The sequence below is a fragment of the Microbacterium cremeum genome (assembly GCF_015277855.1).
GTDB classification, from domain to species: Bacteria; Actinomycetota; Actinomycetes; order Actinomycetales; family Microbacteriaceae; genus Microbacterium; species Microbacterium cremeum.
Genome location: NZ_CP063812.1, coordinates 1,354,292 through 1,378,486, shown reverse-complemented (window position 1 = coordinate 1,378,486; position 24,195 = coordinate 1,354,292). Strand labels below are relative to the sequence as shown.

Genomic DNA, 24,195 nt, shown 5'->3' with positions numbered 1-24,195 from the left:
TCGTCCGCGCGCGGCCCTCCCGGCCGGGTCGCACGTCGATCGTGCGCGACGAGCGTCCCTCGGGCGACCCCGCGGCACCCGCCGTCCGTTCGCGCGCGCTATTGTTCGCGCGTGACCACTCCCTCGCTGCAGCGCCGCCTCGGTCTCGGCGACGCCGTCTTCGTCGGCCTCGGCGCGATGATCGGCGCCGGCGTCTTCGCCGTGTGGGCGCCCGCGGCGGATGCCGCTGGCACCGGCCTGCTCGTCGGCCTCGCGATCGCGGCGGTCGTCGCCTTCAGCAACGCGACGTCGTCGGCGCAGCTGGCCGCCGCCCACCCGACCTCGGGAGGGACGTACGCCTACGGGCGCGCCGAGCTCGGCCCGTGGTGGGGCTTCGTCGCGGGTTGGGGCTTCGTCATCGGCAAGACCGCGAGCTGCGCCGCGATGGCGCTCACCTTCGCCGCGTACACCGCTCCCCCCGGGTGGGAGCGCCCGATCGCCCTCGGCGCGGTGGTCGCCCTCACCGCCGTGAACTGGTTCGGCATCACCCGCACCGCACGCCTGGCCCGCCTCATCGTGGTGATCGTGCTCCTCGCCCTGGCGGTGGCGGTCGCCGCCACCGCCGCCGCGCCCCGCGCCGACGGTTGGTTCGACGCCGCGACGGTGGCCGCGGGCGGCGGCTACGGCATCCTGCAGTCCGCGGGTCTGCTGTTCTTCGCATTCGCGGGGTATGCGCGCATCGCCACGATGGGCGAGGAGGTGCGCGACCCGCAGCGCGTGATCCCGCGCGCGATCGTCCTCGCCTTCGTCGTGGCCCTGGTCGTCTACGCGATCGTCGCGGTCGCGGTGCTCAGCACGCTGGGGCCGGCGGGCACCGCCGCGTCGACCGAGCCGGTGGCGGATGCCGCGGCGGCGTCGGGCTGGACGTGGGCGCAGCCGGTGGTCCGCGTCGGCGCGGCGGCCGCGTCGCTCGGAGCGCTCCTCGCGCTCATCGCCGGTGTGAGCCGCACGACGTTCGCGATGGCCCGCGAGCGCGACCTGCCGGTCGTGCTGTCGACGGTCCATCCGCGGTGGCACGTGCCGCACCGGGCGGAGCTCGTCGTCGCGACGGCCATCCTGCTGCTCGTCGCCATCGTCGACCTCCGCGGAGCGATCGGCTTCTCGTCGTTCGGCGTGCTGCTGTACTACCTCGTCGCGAACGTCGCGGCGTTCCGGCAGGGCAGGCCCGCGCGCCGGTACCCGCGCGCGCTGCCGGTGGTGGGGGCGATCGGATGCCTCGTCCTGGCGGTCACCCTGCCCTGGCCGTCCGTCGTGGCGGGCGTGGGCGTCGTCGCGGTCGGCGTCGTCTACCGCGCGCTGCGACTGCGGCTCACGCGAGCGGCTTGATCTCGAGCGCGTCGCGCCGGGTGCCGGCGGCCACGGTCGCGAAGGCGGTGTAGCCGTCGGCAGCGGCGCGCTCCAGCAGCGCCTTGAGGTTCTTCGTCCGCTGCTCCAGGCGCACCCGCGACCCGTCGCCCACGAGCGCCGCCTTCAGCGCGAGCAGCTCGCCCGCCGGCACGTCGCGGTCGTGGACGAGCACGACCGCCGGGGCTGCGGCATCCGTCGGTTCCGGCACGAGGTCGACGATCCGCTCGAAGCCGATCGAGAACCCCACGGCCGGCACGTCCTGCCCGAGGAAGCGGCCGATCATGCCGTCGTAGCGCCCGCCGCCGCCGAGCGAGTAGTCCGCGCTCGGGTGGGCGAGCTCGAAGATCGTGCCGGTGTAGTACCCCATGCCGCGCACGAGGAACGGGTCGAACGCGAGCGGGACGTCGCCACCGCCGCGCGCCGCCGCGACGGCCTCGCCGATCCCGACGAGGTGAGCCACGATGTCGTCGGGCGCGCCCTCGGGGAGCGCCTTGCGGATCTGGCGCTCGCCGTACGGGTGGTACTCCAGCGTCATCGGGCGCCGCAGGAAGGTCTCGAACGCGTCGACGGCCGGCGCGGTCGCGCCCCGGTCGCGCAGCTCCGCGATGATCCCGTCAGGCCCGATCTTGTCGAGCTTGTCGATCGTGATGAGCACGCCCGGTCGCTCGTCGACCGCGAAACCGAAGGTGTCGAGCATGAAGTCGAGGACCCGCCGGTCGTTGATGCGCACCGTACCGCCCTCGAGGCCCAGCGCGTCGAGGGTGTCGAGCGTCGCCACGACGAGCTCCGCCTCGGCGCGCGCGGACGCGTCGCCGATGACGTCGATGTCGCACTGCATGAACTGGCGGTAGCGCCCCTTCTGCGGGCGCTCGGCGCGCCACACCGGCGCGATCTGGATCGAGCGGAACACCCCGGGCAACTGACCGCGGTTGGTGGCGTAGAAGCGCGCGAGCGGGACGGTCAGGTCGTAGCGCAGTCCGAGGTCGGTCAGCGCCGCCGCGTCGTCGGCCGCCGCGCGGATCGCGTCGGCGTCGAGGCCCCGCTTGAGCACGTTGTACGCGAGCTTCTCGTTGTCGCCGCCGATGCCCGCGTGCAGGCGCCCGTACTCCTCCATCACGGGCGTCTCGATCTCGTCGAACCCGTGCGCGCGATAGCGCTCGCGGATGACGGCGAGCACGCGCTCGCGGCGGACCTTGTCGGCGGGGAGGAAGTCGCGCATGCCGCGCGGCGGATTGACGGATGCCACGAAGCTATCCTTGCGCAAGTCGGCTCACGCTTCGGCGGCCCGGACCTCGCGCTCGAGCCCGCGCAGCCGCTCGCGCAGCGCCCGCTCGGCGTCCCACCCGTTCGCCCGCGCCGTGGCCACGAGCGCGAGGAGCGCGTCGCCGAGCTCGTCCTCGGTCGCCGGTTCCCCGGCCTCGATCCCGCGAGAGTGCACCTGGTCGCCGAGGGTGAGGGAACCACCCGCGCTCTCGTCCGCCCGCTGCACTCTCGCGGGAGGGACGACGCCGACCTGGGCCGCCTTCGACAGCAGCTTCTGCGCGAGCGCGAGGCTCGGCATCCGCTCGCTCACCCCGTCGAGCACGCTCGTGCGGGTGCTCTTCTCGGCGGCCTTCGCGGCGTTCCAGTGCACGAGCACCTCTTCGGGCGTGGTCGCGACCGCGTCGGCGAAGACATGCGGATGCCGTCGCACCATCTTGTCGGTCAGCCCACGGGCGACGTCGTCGATGTCGAACGGGTCGTCGGGGTCGCGCGAGGCGATCTCGGCGTGGAACAGCACCTGCCACAGCAGGTCGCCGAGCTCCTCACGCAGCTCGGCGCGCGTTCCGTCCTCGACGGCGTCGATGAGCTCGGCGCTCTCTTCGACGAGATAGGGCACGAGCGCACGGTGGTCGATCTGCTGCGTCCAGACGCAGCGATCGCGCACCGCGTGCATGACCTCCGCCGCCTCCCGCAGCGGATCGCGCGACGCGTCCTCGCCGTCCACGCTCATGCCATCTGCTCGTCCCGGTCACCCGCCGGAGGGGCCTCGTCGCTCGGGGCCGCCGCGACGCGGCGGTAGTGGTGGGCCCGCTGGGCGACCAGCAGCGCGGCGACGACGATCGACACGGCGGAACCGCCCAGGACGCCGAGCGTGGCTTCGTCCCGCACCAGCGGCGCTCCGGCGAACGCGAGCTCCGACAGCAGCAGCGACACGGTGAAGCCGATGCCTCCCAGCGCGCCCGCGGCGAGGAGATCGAGCAGCTTGAGGTCGGGCGCCGAGCCGCGGTTCGCGACGCGCAGCGAGATCCACCCCGCCCCGGCGATGCCGACGATCTTGCCCACCGGGAGGGCGACGAGGATGCCCCAGAACGCGGGAGACAGCTGCGTCGGCGACACCGCCGGGATCACCACGAGCGCGGCCGAGAACGCGAACAGCGGCAGCACGACGCCGTTGACCCACGGCTCGAGCTCGTGCCGGACCCGCAGCGCGGGGCGCTGGGCCATGGCGAGCCCGAGCGCGACACCGGCGATCGTGGCGTGCACCCCCGAGAGGTACACCAGCACCCACGCCGCGATCGCGAGGAGCACGAGCAGAGCCGCCACCACGCCCCTCGCCCGCGTGTCGAGGGCGCGGCTCAGCGCGCCGAAGACGATGACGACGACGGCGGCGATCGCGAGGAGCCCGAGGTTGACGTCGGTGGTGAACAGCACCGCGATGAAGACGATGCCGACGATGTCGTCGAGGATCGCGAGCGCCAGGAGGAAGATGCGGATGCCGGAAGGCAGCCCCTTGCCGAACAGGGCGAGGACACCCAGGGCGAACGCGATGTCGGTCGCGGTGGGGATCGGCCATCCGTCCACGGCGTCCGAGCCGCTCGCGAACATCAGGAACACCGCGATCGGGACGATGACCCCGCCCGCGGCGGCGATGGCCGGCTGAAGCGCCTTGCGCGCGGAGTTCAGCTCGCCGTTCGTCAGCTCGTACTGGAGCTCGACCGCGACCACGAAGAAGAAGATCGCGAGGAGCCCGTCCTGCACCCAGTGGCCGAGCGAGAGCTCGAACACCCCGGGGATCCCGATGTAGGCGTGCATCACGTCATCGACGGAGGGACCGATCGGCGAGTTCGCCACGATGAGGGCCAGCACGGCGGACGCCAGCAGGACGATCGCAGGGAAGCGGGCGGAACGGAGCAGGGACATAGAGAGCCTTCCGTGGGAGACGGCGCGGGGGTCGGCGAAGAACAGTGCCGACCAGACTTCCCGGCTCTCCGCGCGACAGTCTACCGGCTGCCTCGGGGCCGCTCCGGGACGCGTCGTCATACAGCGTCCCGCGTGACATGGGCCGAACGCGGCGCGGCTAGCCTGGAGCGATGCGTGAACCGACCCACACCGAAGCCATCGACCTCGTGGGCCGCTTCGAGGCCGAGCAGAAGATCCCCGAGCGCATGCGTGCCGATGTGAGCATGCTGGGGGCGCTCCTGGGCCGCGTGCTGCGCGAGAGCGGCTCCCCCGGACTGTACGAGGATGTCGAGCGCCTGCGCATCGCGACGATCCAGGCCTACACCGACGAGACGCCGGAGGCTTTCGCGCGCGCCGCGGCGATCGCCGACGCGTTCACGGTCGAGCGCGCCGACGAGGTCGCCCGGGCCTTCACGGTCTACTTCCACCTCGTGAACCTGGCCGAGGAGCACCAGCGCGTCCGCATCCTCCGCGAGCGCGACGGGCGCCCCGACCGCGAGCAGGCCACCGACTCCGTCGCCGCCGCGTTCATGCGCCTGGCCGCCGAGGTCGGCGACGACACCGCGCTGTCGCGACTCCAGGCGATGCGCTTCCACCCGGTCTTCACGGCGCACCCCACCGAGGCGCGCCGGCGGGCGGTGTCGTCCAGCATCCGTCGCCTCGCGGTGCTCCTCGAAGAGCACGACGCGTCACTGCGCAACGGCGCGGACGAGCGACGTGCCGAGCGCCGCATGCTCGAGGAGGTCGACACGCTGTGGCGCACCGCGCCCCTGCGCCCCGAGAAGCCCTCCCCCGTCGACGAGGTGCGCGCGGTGATGGCGGTGTTCGACGAGACGCTCTACACCGCCGTGCCGCACGTGTACCGACGCGTCGACGACGCGCTGCAGGGCCCCGCGGCCGGCAGCCGGGCTCCCGTGGTGCGCCCGTTCGTGCGCATCGGCTCGTGGGTCGGCGGCGACCGCGACGGCAACCCGTTCGTGACGGCATCCGTCACCCGCAAGGCGGCGGCGATCGCGAGCGAGCACGTGCTGCTGGGTCTGGAACGCACCGCCAGCCGCGTCGGACGCACCCTCACGCTCGACGCCGCGACCACGCCGCCCAGCGCCGCGCTGGTCGCGCTGTGGCAGCGGCTCAAGGCCGCCGACGAGGACGCCGCGAGCGAGATCGCCCAGCGGTCGCCCGACGAGCCGCACCGGCGGATCCTGCTGCTCATCGCGCGCCGGATCGAGGCCGCGCGTCGCCGCGACGCCGACCTCGCCTACACCGACCCCGAGCAGCTGCTCGCCGATCTGCGGGTGGTGCAGGACTCGCTCGTGCAGGCGGGCGCACCGCGACACGCGTACGGGCATCTGCAGCAGCTGCTGTGGCAGGTCGAGACCTACGGATTCCACCTGACCGAGCTCGAGGTCCGCCAGCACTCCGCCGTGCACGCCAAGGTGCTCGCCGAGCTGGAGTCCGCCGGCCCCGGCGCTGCGCACAGCGAGCTCGCCGAAGAGGTGCTCGAGACGATCCGGACGATCGCCTTCCTGCAGGAGCGTTACGGTCCGCGCGCCGCGGGCCGCTACATCGTCTCGTTCACGCGGTCCGCCGACGACCTCGCCGCCGTCCACCGTCTCGCCCGTCACGCCGTCGGGCCGGCCGGCACGCCGCCGGTGCTCGACGTCATCCCGCTGTTCGAGACGTTCGCCGACCTCCAGGCGGCCCCGCGCATCCTCGCCGAGATCGTCGAGCACCCCGAGTTCGCCGCGCGGCTGGACGCCACCGGCCGACGCCTCGAGGTGATGCTCGGGTACTCGGACTCGTCGAAGGACGTCGGTCCCGTGGCCGCCAACCTCGCCCTCTACGAGGCGCAGGCCGAGATCGCGGCGTGGGCGCAGCGCGAGGGGATCGAGCTGACGCTGTTCCACGGCCGCGGCGGCGCGCTCGGCCGCGGCGGCGGGCCTGCCAACTCGGCCATCGTGGCCCAGCCGCCGCACTCGGTCGACGGGCGCTTCAAGCTGACCGAGCAGGGCGAGGTCATCTTCGCCCGCTACGGCGACCCCGCCATCGCGATGCGGCACATCGATCAGGTCGCGGCGGCGATCCTGCTGGCCTCGGCCCCCTCGAACGAGGAACGCAACCGCGCGGCCGCCGAGGAGTACGCCGAGGTCGCCAGGACGATGGATGCCGCCTCCCGCGAGCGGTTCTTCTCGCTCGTGAAGGCGCCGGGCTTCGCGCCGTGGTTCGCGCGGGTGACGCCCATGGAAGAGATCGGCCTCCTCGCCCTGGGGTCGCGCCCTGCCCGGCGCGGACTGTCGGTGGAGTCGCTGGAGGACCTCCGCGCGATCCCGTGGGTCTTCGCGTGGACGCAGGCCCGCATCAACCTCGCGGGCTGGTTCGGGCTCGGCTCCGCTCTCGAAGCCGTCGGCGACGCCGCGCTGCTGCAGCGCGCGTACACCGAGTGGCCGCTCTTGCGGACTCTCATCGACAACGTCGGCATGAGCCTCGCCAAGGCCGATGACCGCATCGCCCGTCATTACCTCGAGCTCGGCGACCGCGACGACCTCGCGACGCTCGTGCGCGAGGAGATGCAGCTCACCCGCGATTGGGTGATCCGGGTGACCGGCGGCACCGAGCTGCTGGCCAACAAGCCCGTGCTGCAGCGGGCCGTCAAGATGCGCAGCCCCTACGTCGACGCGCTGTCGCTGCTGCAGCTGCGCGCGCTGCGCGCGCTGCGCGACACCCCCGAGGGCGCACCCGTCGACCCCGAGCAGCAGCGGCTGCTGCTGCTGTCGGTCTCGGGCGTCGCGGCCGGACTCCAGAACACCGGCTGACGCGCGTCGCTGCGCCCGAAGGCGCGGCGCGGGGCTACCGTGGCGGCATGGCACGGATGATCGTCGCCGAAGCATGTCCCGCGTGCGGCTCCCTCGAAGTGCGGGCGGTCGAACCCCGCTGGTTCGCCGTGGACCTCGACCGTCGCGCCGAGCTCGACGGGGGCTGGGTCGAACGCCTCGAGTTCGCCTGCCCCGACTGCGGCCTGCACTGGGACTGACGGTGGAATGACGGATGCCGCGGCCCGCGGCCGGGCGGCCCGAGGCTCCGCGCCACGCGTCAGCGGCGCGTGGAGGGGCCGTGGGGACCGTTCAGTCGACGCGCCGGTCCTCGGCGTGGCGCGCGAGGCTGCGCCCGTAGCGCTCCGTGAGCTGCACCATGAGGTCGGGGGTGTCGCGGTCGAGGCCGAAGACGTAGCCGGGGAAATCGAGCTCGCGCTGAGCCGCCCAGATCTCTTCGTGCCGGTCGGGCGAGAGGATCTGCACCGGATCGCCGACCGCCACCCACCCGATCGGCACCGTGGACTCGGCGGGCAGCGTCGTGCGCAGATGCACGACGCCGTTGATGCGCACCTCGCTGCGCGCCCCGATGCGCGCGCCGTTGAACACGCGGGTGCCCGTGGCGAGGAAGACCTCCGTCTCGACGGTCGCACCCGACACGCTCGCCATCGGCCCGACCAGGACGTGGTCGGCGATGTGCACCGGGTTCGTCGCGGTCGCGCGGATGAGCGCGTTCTCCATCACGATCACGTCCTCGCCGAGCGTGATGGCCCCGCCCTCCGCCGTGATGACGGCACCGTGGAGGATCTGGCAGTTCGCGCCGATCTCGACGTCGCCGCTGATCACCGCGGTGGCGGCGACGACCGCGTCGGGGTGGATGCGGGGCTGGGCCCCGAGGTGCTCGAATCGCATCGGTCCTCCTCGTGCGCGCCAGCGTAGCGCGTGCGCCGGCGCTCGGCGGTCAGCCCCTGGCCGCGGGTCCTGCCTCGCTCGCATCGGGCCAGAGCTGATCGAGCAGCCGGGCGACCCAGGCGATGAGGTCGGCGTCGGCCACGGGCTCGCCGCCCGCGGTCGGCAGCGGCACCACCATGGCCTCTCCGCCGGAGACGAGCTTCGCCTTCGGGTAGAGCCGCTGCAGGCGCACCCGCATGGAGTCGGGCAGGTTCGCGGGCGCCAGGCGCAGGTTCGGACCCATGGCGACGACGTCTGCGAGCCCCGCCTGTCCGGCCCGGCGACGCAGCCGTGCGACCGCGAGCAGGCCTTCGACCGCTGCGGGCGGCTCGCCGTAGCGGTCGGCGAGCTCCTCGACGACGAGGTCGATCGCGTCGGGCTTGGCGGTGACGGATGCCGCCGCCGAGAGCTTCTGGTACGCCTCCAGGCGCAGACGCTCGCTGTCGATGTACGACTCGGGGATGCGGGCCTGCACCGGCAGCTCGAGCCGCAGCTCGGTCGGCCCTTCGGTCTGCTCGCCCCGGAAGGTCGCGACGGCCTCGCCGATCATCCGCAGGTACAGATCGAAGCCGACGCCCGCGATGTGACCCGCCTGCTCGGCGCCGAGGAGATTCCCGGCGCCGCGGATCTCGAGGTCCTTGAGGGCCACCTGCATGCCGGATCCGAGGTCGTTGTTCACCGCGATCGTCTCGAGGCGGTCGGCGGCGGTCTCGCTCAGCGGCTTCTGCTCGTCGTACAGGAAGTACGCGTACGCGCGCTCGCGGGCGCGCCCGACCCGGCCGCGGAGCTGGTGCAGCTGCGACAGGCCGTACTTGTCGGCACGGTCGATGATGATCGTGTTGGCATTGGAGATGTCCAGGCCCGTCTCGACGATCGTGGTGCACACCAGCACGTCGAAGCGGCGCTCCCAGAACGCGTCGACGACCTCTTCGAGGGCATGCTCGCCCATCTGGCCGTGCGCCACGGCGATGCGCGCCTCGGGCACCAGCTCGGCCAGCTGCGCGGCGACGCGCTGGATCGACGACACCCGGTTGTGCACGAAGAACACCTGGCCCTCGCGCAGCAGCTCGCGCCGGATCGCGGCCGCGATCTGCTTGTCGTTGCGGGCTCCGACGTACGTGAGGATCGGATGCCGGTCTTCGGGGGGCGTCTGCAGCGTCGACATCTCGCGGATGCCGGTGACCGCCATCTCGAGCGTGCGCGGGATCGGGGTGGCGCTCATCGCGAGGATGTCGACGTTGGTCTTGAGCTTCTTCAGCTGGTCCTTGTGCTCGACGCCGAAGCGCTGCTCCTCGTCGATGATCATGAGCCCGAGGTCCTTGAAGTGGATCTTCTCGGTGAGGATGCGGTGCGTGCCGATCACCATGTCGATCGTGCCGTCGGCGAGCCCCGCCACGACCTCGCGCGCCTGTTTGTCGGTCTGGAAGCGCGAGAGCGCCTTGACCTTCACCGGGAACCCGGCGAAGCGCTCGGTGAACGTCTCGAGATGCTGCTTGACCAGAAGCGTCGTGGGCACGAGCATCGCGACCTGCTTGCCGTCCTGGATCGCCTTGAACGCCGCGCGCACCGCCACCTCGGTCTTGCCGAATCCGACGTCGCCCGACAGCAGCCGGTCCATCGGGACCGGCTTCTCCATGTCGGCCTTGATCTCGTCGATCGTCTGCAGCTGGTCGGGCGTCTCGGCGAACGGGAACGCCTCTTCGAGCTCGCGCTGCCACGGCGAATCGGGTCCGAACGCGTGGCCCTTCGCGGCCATGCGGGCCGAATACAGCTTGACCAGCTCGACCGCGATGTCGCGCACGGCCCTGCGCGCCTTGCTCTTGGCCTGCGCCCAGTCGCTGCCGCCCATCTTCGACAGCGCGGGCGCCTCGCCGCCCACGTAGCGCGACAGCAGGTCGAGCTGGTCGGTCGGCACGAAGAGCTTGTCGCCCGGGTAGCCGCGCTTGGATGGCGCATATTCGAGCACCAGGTACTCGCGCACGCTCTTGATCGCGTTGCGGCCGCCGGTCGAGACCTCGCGCTGGGTCAGCTCGACGAACTTGCCGATGCCGTGGGTCGCATGCACCACGTAGTCGCCGGCCTTCAGCTGCAGGGGGTCCACGACCGCCTTGCGGCGCGACGCGAGCTTCTTCACGACCCGCTGGTCGCCGCCGATGGTGCGGCCGTAGAACTCGGACTCGGTCAGCACGGCGAGCTTGGCGTCGGGCACCTCGAAGCCGCGCTCGAGCTCGCACAGCACGACGTGCGCGATGCCGGGCTCGGGGGCGTGCAGCACCTCACCCACCTTGCGGGCCGCGATCCCGCGCTCGGCGAGCACGTCGCGCGCACGCTCGACGAGTCCGGCTCCCGATGCCGCCACCACCACGCGCCAGCCGTCGGCCAGGAGCGCGCCCACGTGCTCTGTCGCCCCCTCGACGTTGCCGTGGAACGACGGCACGGCGCTCCCCGGCAGCCGGATCGCCGCGGCCGCCTCGAGCGCGACGTCGATGTCGTCCGCGGCGGACTCCCCCGCCTCCCGCGCCTGTCGAAGTGCGGCGGCGTCGGCGGCGTGTCCGGAGTCGAACGGGCTGAACGTCCACCAGACGCCGCTGCGGTCGTGGGTCGCCGCGCGCAGCGCCGGAAGCGTGAGGAAGTCACCCGCGCCGAGGTCGACCGGGGTCTTCGCGCCCGCGGTCGCGGCGCTCCACGCGGCATCCAGGAACTCGCGGTTCGTCTCACCGAGGGTGAGCGCCCGCGTCACCGCTCGCTCGGGCTCGACCAGGGCGACGGCGGCAGCCTCGGGCAGGTAGTCCACGAGCGTCACCAGGCGGTCCACGACCGCGGGCAGGAGCGACTCCATGCCCTCGACCGGGATGCCCTCGGCCATCTTCTCGAGCATCCCGGTGAGGCCGGGGAACTCGTCGCGCAGCTGCCGCGCGCGCCCGCGCACCGCGGCGGTCAGCAGCAGTTCGCGACTCGGCAGCAGCGTCACGCCCGGCACGTCGTCGGGCAGGGAGCGCTGGTCGGCCACCGAGAACGCGCGGATCTGATCGACCTCGTCGCCGAAGAACTCGATGCGGTAGGGGTGCGGTGCGGTGGGAGGGAAGACGTCGAGGATGCCGCCGCGCAGCGCGAACTCGCCGCGCCGCGACACCATGTCGACCCGGTGGTAGGCCAGCTCGACCAGCCGCGCCGACACCTCGCCGAGGTCGTGCCCCCGCTCGCCCACCGCGAGCTCGACCGGCGGGACGTCGGTGAGGCCCGCCGCCAGCGGCTGAATCGCCCCGCGCACCGACGCCGTGATCACGAGGGGGGTCTGGGCGTCCCAGCGGGCGATCCGCGAAAGGATGGCCAGCCGGGCGCCGACAGTCTCGGCGCTCGGGCTGAGCCGCTCGTGGGGCAGCGTCTCCCAGGCCGGGAAGTGGAGCACCTCCGCGCCGGGCAGCAGGGCGCCGACGGCAGGCCCGAGCGACTCGGCCCGGCGCCCCGTCGGCGCGACGAGCAGGATCACCGGCGGCCTGCCCGCCGCGCGCCGGCGCTCGATCAGCGCCGCGAGCAGGGGCGCGTCGAGACCCTCGACGAGCGAGAAGTCGGCATCGACCGATGCCGCGTCCACCGCATCCCGGAAGGGTTCAGCCTGTTCGAGGGCGCGCACTATCCCGGGAACTGTCACCGCACGAGTCTATGTCGCGACGCCGACATGCGGCCCGCGGGCTCCTAGGATGATGCCGTGACCGACCCCGAGCACGCCGACCCTTCCGCGACCGAGCCGCCGCCGCCTCCCGCGGCTGGGCCCGCGCGCCCCACGGCTCCGGCCGGAGGGACTGCCGGCGCGTGGGCTCCGCCCGGCGCCGCGCCGTTCGGCGTCCCCGCGCCGGACCCGGGAACCACCGGACCCGCGGCTCCTGCTCCGTACGGACGCGCACCGGGCGCACACCCCGTGTACGCCCCGCCGCCGGGATACGCGCCGCGGCCCGGATACGCGGCAGGCCCGGCCGGCCCCGGAGCGCACGCCCCGGCATCCGCGTATCCGCCGGCCGGCCCCGCATTTGCGGCGGCACCGCCCCAGCGGGCAGGCCTGGGAGTCGCGGCACTGGTCCTCGCGCTCCTGGCCGTCGTCGGCGCCGGCGTCACGGCGGCCCTCGCGAGCTTCAACATCGGCCTCGGCACCGGCCGCGAGATCGCGATGCGCGCGCTCGACGTCGACTTCGACTGGTCGGTCCTCGCACCGGTGCGCGACTGGGTGCTGCTGGGCGAGGTCTCGTTCTGGGCCGGCACGATCCTCGGCATCACGGCGCTCGTGCTCGGAATCGTCGCCATCGTCACGCGACGAGGACGGGGCGCCGGCATCGGCGCCGTCGTCATCGCCGCACTCGGCCCCATCGTGTTCGGCGTCGTGGTGCAGGGCTTCCTCACGGCAGGATTCGCCTCCGGCAGCGGTATCGGCGGCTGATCCCGCCGACACCCGCCCTCAGACGCGCGGCGCGTGGTGCTTCTGCTGCGCGGCGAGAAGTCCCTCGTCCACGAGCTGCTCGACGGCATCGGCGGCATCGCCCAGGAGGATCGGCAGGTTCTTGCGCTCCGTCGCCCCGAACGGATCGAGCACCCAGTCGGCGGGATCCTGGCGGCCGGGCGGACGACCGATGCCCACGCGAACGCGCGAGAAGGCGTTCGAGTCGAGGGCCTTCGCGACGTCGCGTACGCCGTTGTGCCCGCCGTGGCCGCCCCCGGCCTTGAGCTTGATCGTGTCGAACGGGATGTCGAGTTCGTCGTGGATCACGACGACGTGCTCCGGCGGCACGCCGTAGAACTTCGCGAGCCCCGCGACCGGGCCTCCCGAGACGTTCATGAAGGTGTTGGGCTTGGCCAGCACGAGCTTCGCCCCGCCCGGGCGCAGCCACGTCTCGACGACGCGGGCGTTCGCCTTGTGCGCCCGGAAGGACTCGCCGCGGCGCGCGGCCAGCTCGTCGACGACCAGCTGCCCGACGTTGTGACGGGTGAGTTCGTATCGCGGTCCGGGATTGCCCAGCCCGACGATCAGCCACGCCTGTGCCATGTCATCCATCCTGCCCGACGGGCCCTCGCAGAGACGAGACGAGGGGGCGCGGCATCCGCACCCCCTCGTCCCAGCGTTCGGAAGGCTTACTCGGCCGCAGCCTCGTCGGAGATCTCGGCGGTCTCCGAAGCCTCGGCCTGCTCGGCGGCGACCTCGGCGTCGGCCTCGGCGATCTCGTCCTCGGCGGCGAGCGTGGCGGCCGGAACCGAGATCGCGACGACCAGGACCTCGGGGTCGGCGGCCAGGGCGGCGCCCTTGGGCAGCTTCAGGTCGGCCGCGGTGATGTGCGTGCCGTCCTCGAGGCCCTCGACGTCGACCTCGATGTTCTGGGGGATGTGAGTCGCCTCGACCTCGAGCGCGATGGTCTGCGCGTCGAGGTTCGCGATGGTGCCGGCGAACGGCTCGCCCACGACGACGATCGGCACCTCGACCTGGACCTTCTCGCCCTTCTTGACCACGAGGAGGTCGATGTGCTCGATGATCTGGTGCACGGGGTCCTTCTGGACGTCCTTGACCAGCGTCAGCTGGTGGGTGCCGTTCACGTCGAGCTCGAGCACCGCGTTCGCACGGCGGATGAGCAGCGCGGTCTGGTGGCCGGGCAGCGCGACGTGGACCGGGTCGGTGCCGTGACCGTAGATGACGGCGGGGATCTTGCCGGCGGCGCGCAGGCGGCGCGCGAAGCCCTTGCCGAAGTTCTCGCGAAGCTCGGCGTGGACCTTGGTGTCGGGTTCAGTCGACATGGGGTTCTCCTCCGGGCACGGGTGCCCGTTCATCATGGGGCTGCGCGGTGGCGGGCCCGGGGTATGTGGGTTTGTCTCGACTCGAACGCGCACGCGTGAGGAAGCCAACGGGGCCTGCTTCACCGCGTCGATCACGGATGCCTGAGCCCGCAGCGACCCGCGGGCGCGAGGCATCCCTCGCCGAAGTTCGACACGAGTCTACCAGCGCCGCCGGTACGCTGAGGAACGCACGTCTACGAACCCGCCGACGGAGGATCCCATGGAATACGGCTTCTTGACCCACGCACTGCTGTGGCTCATCGGCGCGATGGCGGCGCTCGGCGCCCTCGGGACCGTGCTGGCGTTCTGGGGCCTGGGCCGGCAGGCCTACCGCAAGGACTGAACGGGCCGCCGGGAGCCGGGGTCGGTCAGGCCCCGCGCGCGGCCCGCAGTCGCGCGATCGCCTCGTCGGCGACCTCGATCGGCGGCCGATCGTTGACGACCGCGACGCCGTCCTCGTCGTCGGCGAGCGGCTCGAGAGCGGCCAGTTGCGAGGCCAGCAGCGACGACGGCATGAAGTGCTCGCGAGAGGTCATGCGCCGCGCGAGCTCGTCTGCCGACACCGTCAGCTCGACGAAGACCACGTCGGACGCTCCCGCCCGGATCCGATCGCGATAGCGGCGGGCGAGCGCCGAGCACGCGACCACCGCTCCCGGCGCGGCGTCGCGCAGCGTGCGGGCCACGATGTCGAGCCAGGGCCCGCGGTCGTCGTCGGTGAGGGGCGTCCCCGCCGCCATCTTGTCGATGTTCGCGTCGGGGTGCAGGTCGTCGGCATCGACGAACGGGAGGCCGAGCCGCGTCGCCAGCACGGCACCGACGACGGACTTGCCCGATCCGCTCGGACCCATCACGACGATCCGGGATGCCTCAGCCACGGCAGCCACGCTACCCTCACAATCCCGCGCGCGAGGCCGTGAGCACCCCGCCACGCGACGTAACACGCATGGGTCAGACTCTAGGCTGGATGTGTCCCACGATCTCAGGAGCATGCGTGTCTTCGAACGACTCCTCGCCGGCCGGCGAGCAGGCCCAGACGAACATCTCGACCGACCAGGACCAGGCGCCCGACGAGGCGACGACCGCGCACGAGGCGGCTCCGGCACCCGAGGACGTCGCCCGTCCGACGCCCGAGGCGGAGGGTCCGGAAGGTGTCGTCGCCGCGACCGCGAACATCGGCGTGGTGGGCCTGGCCGTGATGGGCTCGAACCTCGCCCGCAACCTCGCATCGCGCGAAGGCAACACCGTCGCGGTGTTCAACCGATCGCGGTCCAAGACCGATGAGCTGGTCGCGACCCACCCCGAGGCGGGCTTCGTGCCGGCGTTCTCGTACGAGGAGTTCGCGGCGTCGCTGGTGAGGCCGCGCACCGCGGTCATCATGGTCAAGGCGGGCGCGGGGACGGATGCCGTCATCGACGCGCTCGTGGAGGTGTTCGAGCCCGGCGACATCATCGTCGACGGCGGAAACGCACTGTTCACCGACACCATCCGCCGTGAGAAGGCGGTGCGCGACACCGGCATCAACTTCGTCGGAATGGGCGTCTCGGGCGGCGAGGAGGGCGCGCTGCTCGGCCCGTCGCTGATGCCCGGCGGCTCCGACGAGTCCTGGATCACCCTCGGACCGATCCTCCGCTCGATCGCCGCGGTCGCCGAGGGCGAGCCGTGCGTGACGCACGTCGGCCACGACGGCGCCGGGCACTTCGTGAAGATGGTGCACAACGGCATCGAGTACGCCGACATGCAGCTGATCGCCGAGGCGTACGACCTGATCCGCCGCGGCACCGGCAAGACGCCGGCCGAGATCGCGGAGGTGTTCGCCGAGTGGAACCGCGGCGAGCTGGAGTCGTACCTCATCGAGATCACCGCCGAGGTGCTGCGTCAGGTCGACGCCGCCACCGGACAGCCGCTGGTGGACGTCATCGTCGATCAGGCCGGAGCCAAGGGCACCGGCGCGTGGACGGTGCAGACCGCGCTGTCGCTGGGCGTCCCGGTGTCGGGCATCGCGGAGGCCACGTTCGCCCGATCGCTGTCTTCGCATCCCGAGCAGCGCGAGGTGTCGCGCGAGCTCCCCGGTCCCGCCGGCCTTCCGCAGGCTCAGGAACCGGGTTTCGCGGACGACGCCGACGCGTTCATCGAGGACGTGCGCCTGGCCCTGTACGCGTCGAAGATCGTCGCCTACAGCCAGGGCTTCGACGAGATCCGCGCGGGCGCCGCCGAGTACGACTGGAACATCGACCTCGGCGCGATCGCGAAGATCTGGCGCGGCGGCTGCATCATCCGCGCCCAGTTCCTCAACCGCATCACCGACGCGTACGCCGAGGCTCCCGACCTGCCGGTGCTGCTCGCCGCGCCGTACTTCGTCGACGCGCTCACCCGCGCCCAGGCCGCGTGGCGGCGCATCGTGTCGACGTCCGCGAACGTCGGCATCCCCGCCCCCGCGTTCTCGTCGTCGCTGGCGTACTACGACGGCCTGCGCGCCGAGCGCCTCCCCGCCGCGCTCATCCAGGGCCAGCGCGACTTCTTCGGCGCCCACACCTACAAGCGCATCGACAAGGAAGGCACCTTCCACACCCTGTGGTCGGGCGACCGCACCGAGATCGAAGCCGAAGACACCCACTGACACGACCGACGGGCTCGGCGGGCGCACGTGCGTCCGCCGAGCCCGTCGTCGCGTCGTCAGACGGGTCGCACGTTGTGGTTGCGGCAGAAGACGTTGCCCGGATCCCATTCCCGCTTGATCGCCGACAGGCGGGCCATCGTCGCAGGCGGGTACATGCGCTCGGCCATCGACGGATCGGTCGAGGTCGTGAAGTTGCCGTAGACGCCGGCGCCGAGAGCCTCGATGGCATCCCACGCGGCCGTGGCCGCGGCGCGCCCTGCGTCGTCGAGCATGCCGGGGATGTCGAAGGCGCCGGCCATCGCGAACCACGTCGCGTCGCGTGCCGGGAAGGGCGAGTCGTCTTGCGCGACGTCGCCGTACGCGCCGCCGAGCGAGCGCAGGAGCACGACCGAGGCCGGATTCTGCGCACGGAAGGCCACCAGCCGATCGATGGGGTCGTCGCCGAGCTCGCGCAGCAGCGTGTTGCCGCCGACGAATCCGGGCATCGGGTGCTCGGGATCGAACTCGGGCGTCTGGAGCAGGATGTCGGGGTACTGCTGAACCCCGATCTCGCGTTCGATGATCCCCGGCGCGTCCCGCAGCGGAGCCAGTGCGCGTCGTGCGGCCTCTTCGTCGGTGCCGATCCAGACGGCCGAGATCATCGCCCCCGCGGGAGCGTTCGGATCCATCGGCGGCACGTCCATGTAGGTCACGGTGAGCTCGCGCGGCGCGGTCTTCATGAGATCGGCCAGCACGCGCAGCGCGGGCGCCGCGTCGCCGTCGATCCCGAAGACGGCATGCACGACGCCGTCGAGCGGGTGCGCCTCGAAGTCGAACCGGGTCACGACGCCGAAGTTGCCGCCGCCGCCGCGCAGCGCCCAGAACAGGTCGGGGTGCGACGAAGCCGACACCTCGACGACGTCGCCGCGAGCCGTCACGAGCTGGGCGCCGACCAGCTGATCGGACGCCAGGCCCCACGCCCGCACCATCCAGCCGATGCCCCCGCCGAGGGTGAGTCCGCCGACACCGACCGACGCGGTGTCGCCGGAGCTGAGTCCGAGACCGTGGGCGCCGAGGGTCCGCGCGATCGCGCCCCACTGCGCGCCACCGCCCACGCTCACGCGGGTGCCGTCGATCGAGACGTCGTCGAGAGCCGAGATGTCGATGGTGACCCCGCCCGGCACCTGCCCCCAGGCGCTGTGGCCACCGCTGCGGACCATGACGTCGAGCCGCTCCGCGGCGGCGTAGCGGAGGGCGCCGCGCACGTCGTCGACGCTCGAGGCGCGGATCACGACGGCGGGTTCGCCGATGCCGGAATGGAATCTGCGGGCGGCCTCCCACTCGGAATCGCCCGGACGGATGATGGTCCCGCCGATGGCGGCGGTGAGCTCGTCGAGAGTCATAACCGTCAGAGTAGGACCACCCGGCGACACCGCGACACGGTGTTCGCCGTCAGCGAGGCGCGGAATACCGTCGTCCTGCGAGCGGGTCTCGCCGTAGGCTCGTCGCCATGGCGAGCATCCTCTACATCGGCGGAACCGGGACCATCAGCGCGGCGTGCGTCCGCCGCTCCCTCGCCCGGGGCCACGAGGTCGCGGTGCTCAACCGCGGCGGCGCTCGCCGGCCGCTGCCGCCGCAGGTGCGGCTCATCCAGGCCGACATCCGCGACCCCGCGGGGGTCCGCGCGGCGCTGGCCGGCGAGAGGTTCGACGTCGTCGCGGAGTTCCTGGCCTTCACGCCCGAGCATGTCGGCGCCGACCTGGAGCTGTTCGAGGGCCGCACCGGGCAGTACGTCTTCGTCAGCTCGGCATCCGCATACGAGAAGCCGCCGCGCCGGCTGCCGGTGACCGAGTCGACACCCCTGCGCAACCCGTTCTGGCAGTACTCGCGCGACAAGATCGCGTGCGAGGACGTCCTCGTCGCCGCACACCGCGAGCGCGGTCTGCCGGTGACGATCGTGCGGCCTTCGCACACCTACGACGAACGCCTGCTGCCGACCCTCGGCGGCTGGACGGATATCGCGCGCATGCGAGACGGCCGGCCGGTGATCGTCCACGGCGACGGTACGAGCCTGTGGACGATCACGCACTCCGACGACTTCGCCGTGGCGTTCACCGGGCTGCTCGGCAACCCGGCCGCGATCGGTGAGGCGTTCACCATCACCGGGTCGCACGCGCCGACGTGGAACCAGATCTACGGCTGGCTGGCGGACGCGGCCGGGGTCGCATCGCCCGATCTCGTGCACGTCGCCTCCGAGACGATCGCGGCGTTCGAGCCCGGGCTCGGGCCCGGGCTGCTCGGCGACAAGGCCCACTCGATGGTGTTCGACAACGCCAAGGTGACGACCCTCGTGCCCGAGTTCCGCACCACCATCACGTTCGACGAGGGCGCCCGCCGCATCCTCGCGTACTACGACGGTCATCCGGACGCACAGCGCGCGGACGCGGACCTCGATGCGGTGTTCGATCGCATCGCGGCCCACGCCCGCGCCGCCGGGTAGCGTCAGCGCACGAGGTCGTGCACCGCACCACGGTCCAGGCGCAGCCGTCGCCTCGCACGGCGTGCGACCGCGGAGTCGTGGGTCACGACGATGAGCGTGAGCCCCTCGCTGTGGAGCGCCTGCAGCACGTCGAGGATCTCGTCGCGCATGCTCTCGTCGAGGTTGCCCGTCGGCTCGTCGGCCAGCAGCACCCGCGGGCGCTTCACGATCGCCCGCGCGATCGCGACGCGCTGCTGCTGCCCGCCCGACAGCTCGCCCGGACGATGGTCGGCGCGCTCGGCGAGGCCGACGTGCGCGAGGGCCTCGGCGACCCGGTGGGCGCGCTCGGCCGAGGACAGGCCCAGCGGCTCGAGCGCCATGTCGACGTTCTCGTGCGCCGTGAGCGTCGGGATGAGGTTGAACCCCTGGAACACGAAGCCGATCTCGTGGGCCCGGATGCGTCCGAGCTCCCGGTTGCTCGCCGTCGCGATGTCGAGCTCGCCCAGGTGCAGCGAGCCGGTCGACGGCCGGTCGAGGGCGCCGAGCAGCTGCAGCAGGGTGGACTTGCCGCCTCCGGTCGGACCCTGGATCGCGACGAAGTCGCCCGCCGCGATCGTGAGGTCGACGCCGGCGAGCGCTTTCACGATGCGGCCCTTCTGGGTGTAGGTGCGCGTGACGCCTTCGAGCCGGTACAGCACCGGGGGCGCGGCATCCGGAACCGCTCCGGCCGTGGTGTCGATCATGGTCATGTCGTGCTCTCCCGTCGTGGTGGAGGTGGATGCTGTGGCGGTGGGGGCGGTGAAGCTCTCGGACACGGATGCCTCACCCCACCGATCGCAGCGCTTCGGCCGGGCTGAGCCGGGCCGCGCGCCAGCCGCCGAACGCGCCGGCGACCAGGCCGCCGAGCACCGCGATGCCGACCGCCGCGACGACGACCCACAGCGTGACGGGCGCCTGCAGGACGATGTCGGCCGCGGTCTGCATGCCACCGGGAGCGAACGTGCTCACCAGGGGACCGCTGACCATCGGCCCGCCTTCGCCACCGGGCCGGCTCAACGCATCCGCCGGCGCGGTCGAGATGGTCGGTGCGACGAGGTTGATCGCCACGATGCCCGCGAACCCGATGACGAGGCCCGCCGCCCCGCCGATGAGCCCCTGCACGAGCGACTCCCCCGCGACCTGGCCGACGACGCGGCCGTTGGACCACCCGATCGCCTTGAGCGTGCCGAACTCGCGCGTGCGCCGCGAGACGCCCGAGATCGTGAACAGCACCGCGAGCACGAGGGCGACGGCCAGCACGATGAGCGACAGCCACGTGCCGAGGTTGGTGATGAGGGCCGAGGCGCTCGACAGCGAGCCCGATACGGTCGAGGCGAGGTCGGCCTGCGAGCTGACGGTCGCGTCGGGCAGCTCGTCCTCGAGCGCCGCCTGCACCGACGAGATCGCGTCGGACGACTCGGCCTGCACGTACACGGTCGAGACGACGTCGCCGAGTCCCGACAGCTCTTGCGCGACGTCGAGCGGGATGTACGCGTTCGACGCCGTGTCGGCCTCGTCCGATGTGGACCCGACGATGCCGACGACCTCGAAGTCCGCGCCGCCGATGTCGATCGTGTCGCCCACGGCGAGCTCCTCGGTCGAGGCGTAGGCGGCGTCGAGGACGGCGACGTCCTCGCCGGCGTCGGAGGTCTCGAGCCCGCGTCCGTCGGTCACCTCGACCGCCGACAGCGGGCCGACCGCCGCGGCCGACGGGTCGATGCCCAGCACCGAGAACGACTCGATGTCGAACGCGCCGCCGCCGAAGGTCGCGCCGCCCTCACCGTTGCTCTGCTCCTGCGGGGCGACCATGACGTCGCCGCCGCCGTCCTCGGGGCGAGGGGGCAGCTCGCCCGAGAACGTCATGTTGGTGAGGCTGAGGGCGGCGGATGCCTCCCCCACCCCGTCGACGCCGGCGACGGTGTCGAGCGTCGAGGCGTCGAGGGTGCTGCGCATCGGCTCGCTCACCAGACGCGACTGGCTGAGTTCGGTGGTGCCGTCCTCGGCGGTCTCGCCGCCGTCCTCGGCGAAGTCGAATCGGGCGCCGCCCTGACCCGGCTCGGCCATCGCGCCCGAGACGGTGAGATCGGTGCCGACGCCGTAGACCGACTCCAGCGCATCAGCCTGCGCATCGCGCACACCGGCGGCCAGCGAGTTCACGATCATCACGAGGGCGATCGCGATCGCGAGGCCGGCGGCCACGATGATCGTCTGCTTCTTGCGGCCGGCCAGCTCCCGCCGCAGATAGGTCATGTACATGGGTCTCCTCCCGGCGGGCACGTTGCCGGCCGTCGGCAGGAAGCTACGGATCGCTCTCATGCGCAGCACCAGGGAGGGCTATGAAGACGTTATGAGGAAGCATCCGTCGTCATCGGGACCTCGCCCCCCGGGGGCGGGCACCGGATTCTCCCAGCGAGTGCATAGCGGCCTCCATAGGAAGTCCATAGGTAGGCGGCCACAATGGGACGCATGACCACGCCCGCCCCTGCCCTCCTCCGCCCCGACGGCTCTGCGCTGCGCGTGCTGGTGGTCGATGACGAGCAGATGCTCACCGACCTGCTGTCGATGGCGCTGCGCATGGAGGGCTGGGAGGTGCGGACCGCAGGCTCGGGCTTCGAGGCCCTGCAGGCGGCACGCGAGTTCGGCCCGGACGCGATGGTGCTCGACGTCATGATGCCCGACCTCGACGGCATGGCCGTGCTGCAGCGGCTGCGGCAGTCCGGCGACGACGTGCCCGTGCTGTTCCTCACCGCGAAGGACGCCGTGAGCGACCGCGTCGCCGGACTCACCGCCGGCGGCGACGACTACGTCACGAAGCCGTTCAGCCTCGAGGAGGTCGTCGCGCGGCTGCGGGGACTGATGCGCCGGGCCGGCACCGCGCACGCCGCCGGCGCCGAGCCGATCCTGCGCGTGGGCGATCTGACGCTCAACGAGGACAGCCACGAGGTCGAGCGCAGCGGCGACGAGATCGAACTGACCGCCACCGAGTTCGAGCTGCTGCGCTACCTCATGCGCAACCAGCGTCGCGTGGTGTCGAAGGCGCAGATCCTCGACCGCGTGTGGAACTACGACTTCGGCGGCCGGTCCAGCGTCGTCGAGCTGTACATCTCGTACCTGCGCAAGAAGATCGACGCGGGCCGTGAGCCGCTCATCCACACCGTGCGCGGGGTCGGCTACATGATCAAGGCCCCGCAATGACGGGCGAGCCCGCGCCCGCACCGGCGGGCCGGAAGGCGACGGATGCCGCACCCGCCGCGGGCGCGCACGACGGCGACGCACTCCCCCGGCGCACTCCGTGGACGCTGCAGCGCAAGCTGATCGCGACGGTGGTCTCGATCACCTCGCTGATCCTGGTGCTCGTGGGCGTCACCACCAGCGCGATCCTCGGCAACGTGCTCGAGGCGGGACTCACCAGCGACCTCCGCGCGCAGGCGCAGCGCATGGCCGCCGCGGCGCGGCCGTTCCTGCTGGCGGGCATGACGGCGGAGGAGATCCTGGCGCAGCAGCCGGTCGCCCCCGGCACGCTGTTCGCGGTGCAGACCGTCCCCGGGCTGCCGACCGCGGCCTACACCGACGACGACGGGTCGGTCATCCCCCTCTCCGAGGACCAGATCGCGCAGCTCATCACGAGCATCCCCGAAGAAGGCCCGCTCGTCGTCACGATCGACGACATCGGGACGTTCCGCGTCGACGGCGAGCGCACCGGCCCCGCCGACCAGTCGGTGGTCGTGGTCGGCGTCGCGCGCGACAAGGTCGCGGCGACGATCGGCCAGATGCTCACCACGATCGGACTGCTCACGGCGGGCGGACTGGTCCTGCTCGCCGCGGCCACCGCCTGGACGATCCGCGCCGGTCTCGCGCCCCTGCGCGCGGTGGCCGACACCGCCGCCCGCGTGTCGCGGCAGCCGCTCGACCAGGGCGCGGTGTCGATCGCCGAGCGGGTTCCCGCCGCCCAGGCCGATCCCCGCACCGAGGTTGGTCAGGTCGGCGAGGCGCTGAACACCCTCCTCGACCACGTCGACGAGTCGCTCGCGGTGCGTCAGCGCAACGAGGAGCGCATGCGCTCGTTCGTCGCCGACGCCAGCCACGAGCTGCGCACGCCGCTGGCCTCGATCCGCGGCTACTCCGAGCTGTCGCTGCGCGCGCTCCGACAGGCGCAGCGGACGGGGCGTCCCGCCCGCGAACGCGCCGGCACCGACAGCGCCACCGTCGAGAACACCGAGGAGTCGCTCGAACGCATCCAGGCGCAGTCGCTGCGGATGACCTCGCTCGTCGAGGATCTGCTGCTGCTCGCGCGGCTGGACGAGGGCCAGGAGCTCGTCTTCGGGACCGTCGACCTCACGCGGCTCGCGATCGACGCGGTGGGCGATGTGCGCGCCACCGGCCCGGGCCACACGTGGGTGCTCGAGGTCGGAGACGAGCCCGTGCTGATCGCCGGCGACAGCGGCCGCCTCCACCAGGTGGCGGCGAACCTCCTCGCCAACGCGCGCACGCACACGCCCGAGGGCACCACCGTGACCGTCGGCGTCGCCCGCGAAGGCGACACCGCGGTGCTGCGCGTGCACGACGACGGACCCGGAGTCGACCCCGCGGTGAGGGACGAGCTGTTCGAACGCTTCGCCCGCGGCGACCGCTCGCGTGCGCGGCAGACCGGCGGCACGGGTCTGGGGCTGTCGATCGCCCGCGCGATCGTCGAGGCGCACGGCGGTTCGATCTCGGTCGCGAGCGACCCGGGCGACACCACGTTCGAGGTGCGCCTGCCCGCGCGTCCGGCCGATCCGGCGCCGACGGACTGAGTGCCGGCAGGCACCGCGCGTTTCGTCTCGCTCGTCCCTCGCTCGCTCAACGACCGGAACCCGCGCCCGTTCAGCGGGTCCGGTCGTTGAGCGAGCGGAGCGAGA

Annotated in this window: 20 protein-coding genes; 9 read left to right on the top strand and 11 right to left on the bottom strand. The window is 72.4% G+C overall.

Annotated elements, in window-relative coordinates; translation table 11 throughout:
* Positions 1-111 precede the first annotated feature (111 nt).
* The gene (locus tag IM778_RS06050) at positions 112-1,365 is read left to right on the top strand and encodes an APC family permease (RefSeq protein WP_194411148.1); all 1,254 of its coding nucleotides are present in this window, start codon (positions 112-114) and stop codon (positions 1,363-1,365) included.
* Here the strand turns inward: IM778_RS06050 and hisS are convergent.
* From hisS to IM778_RS06035, 3 genes are read right to left on the bottom strand one after another with little or no spacing between them, the layout of a single operon-like run.
* Positions 1,349-2,605, bottom strand: coding sequence for a histidine--tRNA ligase (gene hisS / locus IM778_RS06045; RefSeq protein ID WP_228484829.1), 1,257 nt, complete (start codon positions 2,603-2,605; stop codon positions 1,349-1,351). The genes IM778_RS06050 and hisS overlap by 17 nt on opposite strands.
* 51 nt (positions 2,606-2,656) lie before the next feature.
* Positions 2,657-3,379, bottom strand: coding sequence for a nucleoside triphosphate pyrophosphohydrolase (locus IM778_RS06040; protein ID WP_194411146.1), 723 nt, complete (start codon positions 3,377-3,379; stop codon positions 2,657-2,659).
* Positions 3,376-4,569 carry a Na+/H+ antiporter NhaA gene (locus IM778_RS06035; protein WP_194411145.1) on the bottom strand — a complete coding sequence of 398 codons (1,194 nt, stop codon included), beginning with the start codon at positions 4,567-4,569 and terminating at the stop codon, positions 3,376-3,378. The genes IM778_RS06040 and IM778_RS06035 overlap by 4 nt, the downstream gene beginning before the upstream one ends.
* A gap of 170 nt (positions 4,570-4,739) precedes the next feature.
* On the opposite strand from IM778_RS06035, the gene IM778_RS06030 reads away from it, so the two are divergent.
* A complete protein-coding gene (locus tag IM778_RS06030) occupies positions 4,740-7,421 on the top strand; it encodes a phosphoenolpyruvate carboxylase (RefSeq protein ID WP_194411144.1) in 2,682 nt (893 codons plus the stop codon).
* A 47-nt stretch (positions 7,422-7,468) separates the two neighbouring features.
* Positions 7,469-7,639: a hypothetical protein gene (locus tag IM778_RS06025; RefSeq protein WP_194411143.1), complete on the top strand. Its 171-nt coding sequence runs from the start codon at positions 7,469-7,471 to the stop codon at positions 7,637-7,639.
* A gap of 91 nt (positions 7,640-7,730) precedes the next feature.
* Here IM778_RS06025 and IM778_RS06020 read toward each other — a convergent pair whose 3' ends face one another.
* A complete protein-coding gene (locus IM778_RS06020; RefSeq protein WP_194411142.1) occupies positions 7,731-8,330 on the bottom strand; it encodes a gamma carbonic anhydrase family protein in 600 nt (199 codons plus the stop codon).
* A 49-nt stretch (positions 8,331-8,379) separates the two neighbouring features.
* A complete protein-coding gene (gene mfd / locus IM778_RS06015) occupies positions 8,380-12,021 on the bottom strand; it encodes a transcription-repair coupling factor (protein ID WP_194411141.1) in 3,642 nt (1,213 codons plus the stop codon).
* A 57-nt stretch (positions 12,022-12,078) separates the two neighbouring features.
* Here mfd and IM778_RS06010 point away from each other — a divergent pair, with 57 nt between their 5' ends.
* Positions 12,079-12,801: a hypothetical protein gene (locus IM778_RS06010; RefSeq protein WP_194411140.1), complete on the top strand. Its 723-nt coding sequence runs from the start codon at positions 12,079-12,081 to the stop codon at positions 12,799-12,801.
* Between the two features lie 18 nt (positions 12,802-12,819).
* Here IM778_RS06010 and pth read toward each other — a convergent pair whose 3' ends face one another.
* Both pth and IM778_RS06000 read right to left on the bottom strand, forming a co-directional pair.
* Entirely contained in the window at positions 12,820-13,404 is a 585-nt protein-coding gene (pth, locus tag IM778_RS06005; RefSeq protein ID WP_194411139.1) for an aminoacyl-tRNA hydrolase, read from the bottom strand.
* An 86-nt stretch (positions 13,405-13,490) separates the two neighbouring features.
* A complete protein-coding gene (locus tag IM778_RS06000; RefSeq protein WP_194411138.1) occupies positions 13,491-14,144 on the bottom strand; it encodes a 50S ribosomal protein L25/general stress protein Ctc in 654 nt (217 codons plus the stop codon).
* Between the two features lie 259 nt (positions 14,145-14,403).
* Between IM778_RS06000 and IM778_RS17870 the strand changes: the two genes are divergently transcribed.
* Positions 14,404-14,526 carry a hypothetical protein gene (locus IM778_RS17870; protein WP_273541856.1) on the top strand — a complete coding sequence of 41 codons (123 nt, stop codon included), beginning with the start codon at positions 14,404-14,406 and terminating at the stop codon, positions 14,524-14,526.
* Positions 14,527-14,551: 25 nt separating this feature from the next.
* Here the strand turns inward: IM778_RS17870 and IM778_RS05995 are convergent, their stop codons facing one another.
* Positions 14,552-15,058, bottom strand: a complete 507-nt coding sequence (locus IM778_RS05995; protein ID WP_228484775.1) for a gluconokinase — start codon at positions 15,056-15,058, stop codon at positions 14,552-14,554.
* Positions 15,059-15,354: 296 nt separating this feature from the next.
* Here IM778_RS05995 and gndA point away from each other — a divergent pair, with 296 nt between their 5' ends.
* Positions 15,355-16,800, top strand: coding sequence for an NADP-dependent phosphogluconate dehydrogenase (gndA, locus tag IM778_RS05990; RefSeq protein ID WP_273541862.1), 1,446 nt, complete (start codon positions 15,355-15,357; stop codon positions 16,798-16,800).
* Positions 16,801-16,856: 56 nt separating this feature from the next.
* Here the strand turns inward: gndA and IM778_RS05985 are convergent, their stop codons facing one another.
* A complete protein-coding gene (locus tag IM778_RS05985) occupies positions 16,857-18,182 on the bottom strand; it encodes an FAD-binding oxidoreductase (RefSeq protein ID WP_194411136.1) in 1,326 nt (441 codons plus the stop codon).
* A gap of 107 nt (positions 18,183-18,289) precedes the next feature.
* On the opposite strand from IM778_RS05985, the gene IM778_RS05980 reads away from it, so the two are divergent.
* Positions 18,290-19,279 (top strand): SDR family oxidoreductase, encoded by a 990-nt coding sequence (locus IM778_RS05980; protein WP_194411135.1) that lies wholly within the window; start codon positions 18,290-18,292, stop codon positions 19,277-19,279.
* 2 nt (positions 19,280-19,281) lie between these two features.
* Here IM778_RS05980 and IM778_RS05975 read toward each other — a convergent pair whose 3' ends face one another.
* Together IM778_RS05975 and IM778_RS05970 are read right to left on the bottom strand one after the other, a co-directional pair.
* A complete protein-coding gene (locus IM778_RS05975) occupies positions 19,282-20,007 on the bottom strand; it encodes an ABC transporter ATP-binding protein (protein WP_194411745.1) in 726 nt (241 codons plus the stop codon).
* A gap of 73 nt (positions 20,008-20,080) precedes the next feature.
* Positions 20,081-21,553 (bottom strand): ABC transporter permease, encoded by a 1,473-nt coding sequence (locus IM778_RS05970; protein WP_194411134.1) that lies wholly within the window; start codon positions 21,551-21,553, stop codon positions 20,081-20,083.
* 210 nt (positions 21,554-21,763) lie between these two features.
* Between IM778_RS05970 and IM778_RS05965 the strand changes: the two genes are divergently transcribed.
* Together IM778_RS05965 and IM778_RS05960 are read left to right on the top strand one after the other, a co-directional pair.
* Positions 21,764-22,492: a response regulator transcription factor gene (locus IM778_RS05965; protein WP_194411133.1), complete on the top strand. Its 729-nt coding sequence runs from the start codon at positions 21,764-21,766 to the stop codon at positions 22,490-22,492.
* A complete protein-coding gene (locus tag IM778_RS05960) occupies positions 22,489-24,090 on the top strand; it encodes a sensor histidine kinase (RefSeq protein ID WP_194411132.1) in 1,602 nt (533 codons plus the stop codon). The genes IM778_RS05965 and IM778_RS05960 overlap by 4 nt, the downstream gene beginning before the upstream one ends.
* Positions 24,091-24,195 lie beyond the last annotated feature (105 nt).